Below are 9,095 nucleotides of genomic sequence, written 5' to 3'. Positions count from 1 at the left end.
TTGGGTGAGTGTGATTGTGTACGAGTTGTTGATATCGTTTGATGAGCCTCGTATCTAGCTCCATTTTATCTATGCCATACTGGAAGATTCTATCATTCTTTTTTGCTCTTTTTAAGTTGTGTAGATACCTATGGTTTAGCGAGGGGAGGAAGTCAATGTTGCTATTATTATATTTAAACTGTTTTATTCATTATATTATTTAACTTTAACTATACTATTTATAAGCCCTTAGGTTAACCCAGTATTGGTTATGTTATGCAAAATTATGTATATTCCCACCTCATTCTTAGCTTTATAACTTTGAATAAATAGCTCTATAGCCTTTAATAAATAGCTGTATAAGCTTAAATAAAAAAACCCAAACCATAAGATTCGGGTTTTTTATGAGTGAATACTCTAGAGTATGACAAATACTTAGCCAAGCTTGGCCAATACCGCTTCACCCATCTCTTTACAGCCAACAACTCTTAAGCCTGATTCAGTTGGGTCCATAATATCGCCAGTGCGCAGACCGTCATCAAGCACGTCACTCACTGACTGCTCAATAGCCGCTGCAGACTCTTCATGCTTGAAGGTATAACGCAGCATCATAGCCACTGATAAGATGGTCGCTAAAGGGTTCGCCTTATCTTGACCAGCAATATCTGGGGCGCTACCGTGACAAGGCTCATACATGCCTTTACCGTTTTCATCTAAGCTGGCTGAAGGCAACATACCGATAGAGCCAGTCAGCATCGCCGCTTCATCAGATAAGATATCACCAAACATATTACCGGTTACCATCACATCAAACTGCTTAGGATCTCGCACCAGTTGCATACAAGCATTGTCAGCATACATGTGACTTAGCTCAACTTCTGGATACTCGCTTTGCTGAAGCTTAATCATGGTCTGCTTCCAAAGCTCAGTCACTTCTAGCACGTTGGCTTTATCTACTGAACAAATCTTGGCCGCTGTACCGTTGGCTTTAGCACGTACTTTAGCTAATTCAAATGCCACTTTACCAATACGCTCAATCTCAGAGGTTTTATAGACCATGGTGTTATAGCCTTGCTGCTCACCATTTTCTAAAGTACGGATACCACGAGGCTCACCAAAATAGATACCGCCGGTCAACTCACGTACGATAAGCAAGTCTAATCCTGAAATGATTTCTGGCTTTAAGCTTGAAGCATTGGCCAACTGCGGATATAGCTTAGCCACACGCAAGTTAGCAAACAAACCCAGCTCACTACGGATTTTTAATAAGCCACGCTCAGGACGAATGCTACGCTCGATACCATCCCACTTAGGTCCGCCTACTGCGCCTAGTAATACCGCATCGGCAGCGCGTGCTTTTTGTAAAGTATCCTCTGGTAAGGGCACCCCTGCTCTGTCGATAGCCGCACCACCTAAGTCACCTTCTTCTAAGGTCAGTCCCAGCTCAAACTTTTCATTGACTGCTTTTAATACTGCAACGGCCTGAGTCATAATCTCCGGACCAATGCCATCCCCTGCTAGAGTTAATACGGTTGCCATATCCTGTGTTCCTAAATGATGGTTCTAAAATCTTGGTTGCCCGTTAGTTGATTCAGCAACTGACGGGCTTAGTCCTTAAAAGGGTGCTGGGCTTATGCCTGAACTTCGTTAAATACCCAAGGTGTTTTTTGCTGCATTTTTGCCTCATAGGCCTTGATAGCATCTTCTTGCTGTAGAGTTAGACCAATATCGTCTAAACCATTTAACAAGCAATGCTTGCGAAACTCATCGACTTCAAAAGGGAACTCTTTGCCTTCAGGGGTCACCACCACTTGACGCTCAAGGTCAGCGGTTAGCTCATAGCCTTCGTTGGCAAAACATGCTTCAAACAGCTCGTCTACTTGCTCTTCGGTCAATACGATCGGCAACATGCCATTTTTAAAGCAGTTATTATAGAAAATATCGGCAAAGCTTGGTGCGATAATGGTGCGAAAACCATACTCTGATAATGCCCAAGGCGCATGCTCACGGCTTGAGCCACAGCCGAAGTTATCACGAGCCAGCAAGATGGTTGCTCCTTGATAGCGCGGTTTGTTTAAGACAAAGTCAGGGTTAATCACACGAGTTGACGGATCTTGACCTGGATAGCCTTCATCTTTATAACGCCAATCGTCAAATAGGTTAACGCCAAAACCTGTGCGTTTGATGGATTTTAAAAACTGTTTCGCGATAATCTGATCGGTATCTACGTTGGAGCGATCTAATGGGCATACGATGCCGGTTTGAGTGTTATAAGCTTGCATGGTGTATTCCTTTAACTTTAAATAGGGAGTTGTAGTTTAATCTGTGACAGCTTAGAAACTGCGTACATCCACAAAGTGACCGGCCAATGCCGCAGCCGCAGCCATAGCTGGACTAACTAAGTGAGTACGACCGCCATTCCCCTGACGTCCTTCAAAGTTACGGTTCGAAGTAGAAGCACAGTGCTCTTTTGGCTCTAGCTTATCAGCATTCATAGCCAAACACATTGAACAGCCTGGCTCACGCCATTCAAACCCAGCTTCGATAAATACCTTATCTAGCCCCTCTTCTTCAGCTTGCTGCTTCACTTGTCCTGAGCCCGCAACTACGATGGCTTCTTTGACATTATCTGCAACTTTACGGCCTTTAATTACTGACGCTGCTGAACGTAAATCTTCGATACGTGAGTTGGTGCAAGAGCCGATAAAGATACGATCAAGCTTAATATCAGTAATAGGCTGACCTTGCTCTAATCCCATGTACTCATAAGCACGAGTCCAAGCTTCTTGTTGTACTTCATCTTTGGCTTGAGCCAATGTTGGGACATTTTGGGTCACATCTACTACCATCTCAGGTGAGGTTCCCCAAGATACTTGTGGTGCAATTTCACTACCATCTAACTCAATGATGGCATCAAAATGAGCGCCTTCGTCTGAATGTAGCGTGTTCCAGTACTCAACCGCTTGCTCCCACTGCTCTCCTGTTGGCGAGTAAGGGCGACCTTTGACGTACTCAATGGTGGTCTCATCTACGCCCACCATACCCACACGAGCACCGGCTTCAATGGCCATATTACAGACGGTCATACGGCCTTCCATGCTCATATTTTTGAACACCTCACCGGCAAACTCAATCGCATAACCTGTACCGCCTGCTGTACCAATTTTAGCAATAATAGCCAATACCACGTCTTTGGCCGTCACGCCTTCACCCAGCTTACCATCAACACGGATTAGCATGTTTTTAGATTTCTTTTGCACCAAGCACTGGGTTGCTAGTACGTGCTCAACTTCAGAAGTACCAATACCATGTGCCAAGCAGCCTAAAGCACCATGAGTCGCGGTATGAGAATCACCACACACTACGGTCATTCCGGGCAATACTAAGCCTTGCTCTGGACCCACCACGTGTACAATACCTTGACGGGCATCATTGATGGTAAATTCAGCAATGTTGAACTTAGCACAGTTGTCATCTAAGGTTTTTACCTGTAAGCGTGACACTTCATCTTTAATGCCACTTACCCCTTCTAGACGCTCTTTACGCACGGTAGGCACGTTATGGTCTGGAGTAGCAATGTTGGCCGACAAACGCCAAGGCTCACGATTGGCCAAAGCCAAACCTTCAAAAGCTTGAGGACTGGTCACCTCATGTAATAAATGGCGATCAATGTAAATTAAGCTTGAGCCATCATCACGCTGACTGACTAAGTGAGCGTCCCAAAGTTTGTCGTATAATGTTTTTGCGGTATTTGATTGTGTGGCTGACATGGAATACTTCCTTGCTGGCTTATAATGTTTGTAGGTATAAATAAAAGTAATCAACGAAAGTGATAATCTTGCTATTAATAATCTAATTAAGGGCGATGGTAATTAAAGACTATATTTCCCCTTACCACTGCTATAATTAAGGTATTTAATATAATTGAAATATTTAAGCCAATTTAGTGGCTGATATTATATATAATAATCTTAACTTAACTCGCCTTACGTATTGAGATTATAACAGCTAAGTTATATAATAATAATTGATGATTTTTATCATATAGCAAACTTTATATTATACTTATAAATTCCATTCCTTTTTTGATAGTTTTAGGCTGACCATGAATACCACAAATTTGACCACCTTTATCACTGTAATGCAAACGGGCAGTATCTCAGGAGCGGCTGAAAAACTTTTTATTACTCAGCCTGCTGTCAGTAAGCGAATCAAAAATCTTGAAGATGAATTTAAGGTTACTCTATTCGATACGCTAGGGCGTGGTATCGTGCCTACCGCTGCTGCTAACGAATTATTACCTCATGCCAAGCGTTGGTTGGATGATTACGATAACTTTAAGATTAATATTCAAAACTCGCAGCAGACCATCTCTGGCAAATTAGTTATTGGTACCAGTCATCATATTGGACTGCACCACTTACCTCCTGTGCTAAAGCAGTTTATTCAAACTTACCCTTCGGTTCAGCTTGAGGTGCATTTTGTGGATTCAGAGGCTGCGCACAAGGCGGTGCTTGATGGGGAGCTGTCATTGGCCTTTTTAACCTTGCCGCCAGTATATGACAAGCGCTTAACCTACCATACGCTTTGGTCAGATCCCTTATTCTTCGTGACGGGTACTCTGTCACCTTTAGCAAAAAAATCAAATGTAACTTTAGAGCAATTAGCACATTATTCAGCTATCTTGCCGGCAGCCAATACCTTTACCAGTCAGATTACTTTGGCTGAGTTTGCCAAACAGAACTTAAAACCATATGCCACCATGACCACCAACCCTCTTGAGTCTATTCGTATGTTGGTCTCTGTCGGTCTAGGTTGGTCAGTGCTACCCCAAACTTTGATCAATCATGAGTTAGCTACCATTGATATGGCCAAAGACTTAGAGCTACAACGCTACTTGGGCGTGGTTATTAACCCAAGCTTGACGCGTTCTGCTAGTGTCGATGCCTTAATGCAGATGTTGGCGCCTATCGAATAAGTCTTGATTAATTATTTTGCTTGTGTTGACACCTAAATGCTTTGACTCTTATTAAAGTCAAAGCATTTTTTATTCGGCCTCTTCAGCAAGTTTTTATTAGCATTATCCCCCCAATTTAAAGTCCCCTCTAAATGACCTTATTGAATTTCTAATCAGTTTCAAATTTTAATTACATTCGTAATCCCTTATTTTTTACTCTATAATGCAACCATATTGCCAAAAGTTAATGGCGTGTAACTGACACGTCAAGGATGTAAAGATTCGAATTATTAAGGCTTATGTTTGACTTGCATGAGTTATACCAAAAGAAATCTTTTAACTTCTGCTAATACTCTTTTAGTTTTTGTGAAAGAACCATTATGATACAAGTCACATAATGGTTTTTTTATGTTCAAAAAATATATTACATAAGGATTATGTTATGAATGGAATTGAAACTGGCGTGCTCATATCGCTCGCTCTTTATTTCTTATTGATGATTGGTATCGGGGTTTGGGCCTACTTTAAGGCCGATAACGACTCTGCAGGTTATATGCTAGGTGGTCGTAACTTGAGCCCTGGCGTAGCCGCTTTATCAGCCGGTGCATCTGACATGTCAGGCTGGTTATTACTGGGTCTTCCCGGTTATATGTACAGCTCTGGTGTGGTCAGTATTTGGATCGCCCTAGGTTTGACCATCGGTGCCTTTGCCAACTACCTATTGGTAGCACCAAGACTGCGTGTCTATACCGAAATCGCGGACAATGCGATTACCCTTCCTGACTATTTCGCCAACCGCTTTGAAGATAAGTCGCATCTATTGCGTGTTATTTCAGCCATCGTTATTATCTTATTCTTTACTGTATACACCGCAGCAAGTTTAGCCGGTGGTGGTAAATTGTTTGATAGTGCTCTAGGTATGTCTTACAGCACCGGACTTTGGGTTACTGCTGGTGTGGTTGTTATCTATACCCTATTCGGTGGTTTCCTTGCGGTATCTACCACTGACTTTGTGCAGGGCGTTATCATGCTATTGGCTATGATTATCGTGCCTTTGGTTGCCTTTACAGATCTTGGTGGTGTTGGCGCGACAACCACTGCCATTCGCAATATTGACCCAGAAATGCTAAATATCTTTAGCGGCATGACCTTCTTAGGTATCTTGTCATTATTAGCCTGGGGTTTGGGTTACTTCGGTCAGCCTCATATTATCGTACGCTTCATGGCCATTCGCTCTGTAAAAGATGTGCCAACAGCCCGTAGAATTGGTATGAGCTGGATGATTGTGAGCTTAATCGGTGCCTTAATGACAGGTTTCGCTGGTCGTGCTTATGTCCAAAAAACAGCCATGACTTTAGATGATCCAGAAACTATCTTCTTAGTATTTACTAACTTCTTATTCCATCCTTTAGTTTCAGGCTTCTTATTGGCGGCTATTTTAGCGGCTATCATGAGTACCATTTCATCACAGCTGCTAGTGGTATCAAGTTCGCTGACTCGTGATGTGTATAAGTTATTCTTTGATAGAGAAGCTCCAGAAGCACGTCAAGTAATGGTAGGTCGTATCTCGGTAGTATTAGTTGCGGTAGTAGCTATCTTCTTAGCTTCTGACCCTGACAGCTCAGTATTATCACTGGTATCTAACGCTTGGGCAGGCTTCGGTGCAGCATTTGGTCCATTGGTTGTTATCAGCTTAATGTGGAAGCGTATGAACCGTAATGGTGCCCTAGCAGGTATGATTGTCGGTGCAGTAACTGTTATTCTTTGGGTATATGGCGGCTTTGAGACATCAGCCGGTGTTCCTTTAAATGACTGGTTATATGCCATCATTCCAGGCTTTATCTTAAGCTCAATCGCTATTGTTATTGGTAGTCTAGCGACAGCTGAGCCAAGCCCTCATATCAAAGCGAAGTTTGAAGAGATGGAAACCAATCTTTAATAACTGCTTGTAAATAAACTCTGATAATAAAAAACCTCGCACTGGTGCGAGGTTTTTTTATGGCTATAACTACTGCTTTATTAGCTCAATTAAAATGATTTGGTCAGCAAGATAGTAGCCGTTTTGTCATCACGATCATCATAGTACTTAAAGTTACTTGAGGTTTTCTCATAATCAAATACTAGGCGTGGCGTTAAGCCTAGTACCGTTAAATCACGCTTCCATACCTGCAGACCTAGTGAGGTAGTTTTGTCCTCACGATTGAGGTCATCACCTTCAATTCTAAACTGGCTGTAGAAACCATCAGCAATATCATCACTTGGTTTATCATAGTCCTTGATGGCGTAACTTGCTGAAGCTAAGGTAGAAATCCCTTGAGTCCACTCACGTCCCCAGCCCACGTTCACTGAATTACGATCATAGCTTAAGAAACTGGTTTTATCGACATCATTTTGATAACGGCCAAGACCCCCATAGAAGTACTCATTGGCATCTTTAATGTAAAGCGCATTTAAGCCCAAGAACAAGCCATCTGCTTCACGACGGTTTTCTTTATCATCATCCACTGTTTCATTAGAAAACATGCTGGTCGCGGTTAATTTCAGTTGCGGTTTCACCCAGCGAGATCCACTGACAGTCACACCTTTACGCCAGCTGTAAGGCTCTTCTCCGTAAAAACGCTTGGTAACGAATGGACTAATAGATACATCATTTTTGGCATCATCATACCCTAAGGCAGTTGAAGCTGTAACTAGATAGTCATTGTATTCACTGTTATCCCAATAGCCTTTTAAAGAAGCATTGCCTCCCACTTCAGCATAAAAGTTCTTATCAAGGTTAATACGTTTATTGGCACTCCCTGAAACCTGCAAACCTTTCCCTGACTCAGTATTACCGCCTGTTCGGAATATGCCACCACCGATTCCTGTAAATTCAATTTCCTTTTCAGGTACCCCATTTAAATTATCATCTTGAACGTAGCTGATTGAAGCATTAAAACGCCACTCCTCCTGCTGATCAATACGGGCCATTAGCCGCTCTACGTTGGCCATAACGGGAGCTGGAATATCAGCACCACGCAACTTTTGCAGTTGATCATGAGCAACACTGTACTGTTTATCCGCATATAAAGCTTGAGCCATATTTAGACGTACAGGATGAAAGTCTGGGTTATCCGCTAACATGTCTTTGTAAATAGCGATGGCTTTTTTATTCTGACCTTCACTGCGATATAGCAAAGCATCGGCAAACTTAATCAACATTGGATCATTGACGTTAAGTACTTTGTAATGCGGTAACAGCTCTTTTACCGTGGCCATATCTTGAGCGGCCAAAGCAGCATTTAAGTATCTGGTAAAAGCAACAGGATCTGCTTTTAAGGCTTCTAAATCGTAGCCTTGGGCAGAAGTAAGCTGCCTACGCTCATTAATTGCCTTCTGTGCTTCAGAGTCTGAAACTGTGGCACTAGGTACGTTATTACCTTGAATGATACTTTGGCGCTCACGCTTGATCAGTTCATCGGCTTGGTCAATATTATCATCAACAAACGCAGGAGGCACTTCATCTTCAGCATAGACTAGAGGAGCATATACCGCACTGAATAAGACAGCAGAGGTGGTGAGGGTTTTCAAAAGGTGTGATTGTGACATAGTTATCCCTAACAGTATTACTGAACGTCAATATTCAGTTTATTTCCATCAAAACATTTAACAGCGTTTTATTATACCTATCATCTGCCTAAGGTAAAGCCATATAATCTAGACTGACATAGCACGCTATCAAGCTTGTTTAACTATAAGATAATATTGATGTTTTTGCCACAAAAAAAGCGCCCAATAGGACTAATGCCAGTCAGTTAAGGCAAAAACTCAATAAAAGTAATAAAATAGCCCATCTAATAAGCAGATGGGCTATTTTACTATGAGACTACAAGACGCTATTAATGAGACGCATAAAAGGATTCCAGACACCCTAGAGCAATTTAGTGAATTAATAGACCCTGAGTGGATACAGCAAGCTTTAGAGTATACCGGCAAAGCGAGCATTAGAAGACGTAAGCTACCTGCCGAACACGTTGTTTGGATAGTCATCGGCACAGCTTTATATCGAAACCGTTCAATTTGGTATATCACAGAGCAGATGCGTCTTAATATAGACTCCCAGGCCTGTGTGCCCAGCGCTGTGGTACAAGCAAGACAACGCCTCGGGCATGAGCCTCTA

7 protein-coding genes are annotated in these 9,095 nt (G+C 42.3%); 3 read left to right on the top strand and 4 right to left on the bottom strand.

Features of this window, described 5'->3' with window-relative positions; genetic code table 11:
- Window positions 1-414: 414 nt before the first annotated feature.
- From leuB to leuC, 3 genes are all read right to left on the bottom strand, one after another.
- Window positions 415-1,518, bottom strand: coding sequence for a 3-isopropylmalate dehydrogenase (gene leuB, locus A1232T_RS05870; RefSeq protein WP_077448538.1), 1,104 nt, complete (start codon window positions 1,516-1,518; stop codon window positions 415-417).
- A 92-nt stretch (window positions 1,519-1,610) separates the two neighbouring features.
- The gene (gene leuD, locus A1232T_RS05865) at window positions 1,611-2,261 is read right to left on the bottom strand and encodes a 3-isopropylmalate dehydratase small subunit (RefSeq protein WP_077448537.1); all 651 of its coding nucleotides are present in this window, start codon (window positions 2,259-2,261) and stop codon (window positions 1,611-1,613) included.
- 51 nt (window positions 2,262-2,312) lie between these two features.
- Entirely contained in the window at window positions 2,313-3,749 is a 1,437-nt protein-coding gene (gene leuC / locus A1232T_RS05860; RefSeq protein WP_077448536.1) for a 3-isopropylmalate dehydratase large subunit, read from the bottom strand.
- 335 nt (window positions 3,750-4,084) lie between these two features.
- On the opposite strand from leuC, the gene A1232T_RS05855 reads away from it, so the two are divergent.
- Both A1232T_RS05855 and putP read left to right on the top strand, forming a co-directional pair.
- Window positions 4,085-4,957, top strand: a complete 873-nt coding sequence (locus A1232T_RS05855; RefSeq protein ID WP_077448535.1) for a LysR family transcriptional regulator — start codon at window positions 4,085-4,087, stop codon at window positions 4,955-4,957.
- A 421-nt stretch (window positions 4,958-5,378) separates the two neighbouring features.
- Window positions 5,379-6,875, top strand: coding sequence for a sodium/proline symporter PutP (gene putP / locus A1232T_RS05850; RefSeq protein ID WP_077448534.1), 1,497 nt, complete (start codon window positions 5,379-5,381; stop codon window positions 6,873-6,875).
- Window positions 6,876-6,964: 89 nt separating this feature from the next.
- Here the strand turns inward: putP and A1232T_RS05845 are convergent, their stop codons facing one another.
- Window positions 6,965-8,524, bottom strand: coding sequence for a surface lipoprotein assembly modifier (locus A1232T_RS05845; RefSeq protein ID WP_077448533.1), 1,560 nt, complete (start codon window positions 8,522-8,524; stop codon window positions 6,965-6,967).
- A gap of 271 nt (window positions 8,525-8,795) precedes the next feature.
- Between A1232T_RS05845 and A1232T_RS05840 the strand changes: the two genes are divergently transcribed.
- The coding region (locus A1232T_RS05840) for a transposase domain-containing protein (RefSeq protein ID WP_208606919.1) at window positions 8,796-9,095 on the top strand (300 nt) is incomplete at its 3' end.

Origin of the sequence: Psychrobacter pasteurii (assembly GCF_900162815.1) — a bacterium.
GTDB lineage: Bacteria > Pseudomonadota > Gammaproteobacteria > Pseudomonadales > Moraxellaceae > Psychrobacter > Psychrobacter pasteurii.
This window is presented reverse-complemented; position numbering and strand designations above follow the sequence as displayed.

Coding starts and splice junctions, on each gene's coding strand:
- leuB (WP_077448538.1), bottom strand. CDS start 1,518: ATGGCAACCGTATTAACTCTAGCAGGGGATGGCATTGGTCCGGAGATT.
- leuD (WP_077448537.1), bottom strand. CDS start 2,261: ATGCAAGCTTATAACACTCAAACCGGCATCGTATGCCCATTAGATCGC.
- leuC (WP_077448536.1), bottom strand. CDS start 3,749: ATGTCAGCCACACAATCAAATACCGCAAAAACATTATACGACAAACTT.
- A1232T_RS05855 (WP_077448535.1), top strand. CDS start 4,085: ATGAATACCACAAATTTGACCACCTTTATCACTGTAATGCAAACGGGC.
- putP (WP_077448534.1), top strand. CDS start 5,379: ATGAATGGAATTGAAACTGGCGTGCTCATATCGCTCGCTCTTTATTTC.
- A1232T_RS05845 (WP_077448533.1), bottom strand. CDS start 8,524: ATGTCACAATCACACCTTTTGAAAACCCTCACCACCTCTGCTGTCTTA.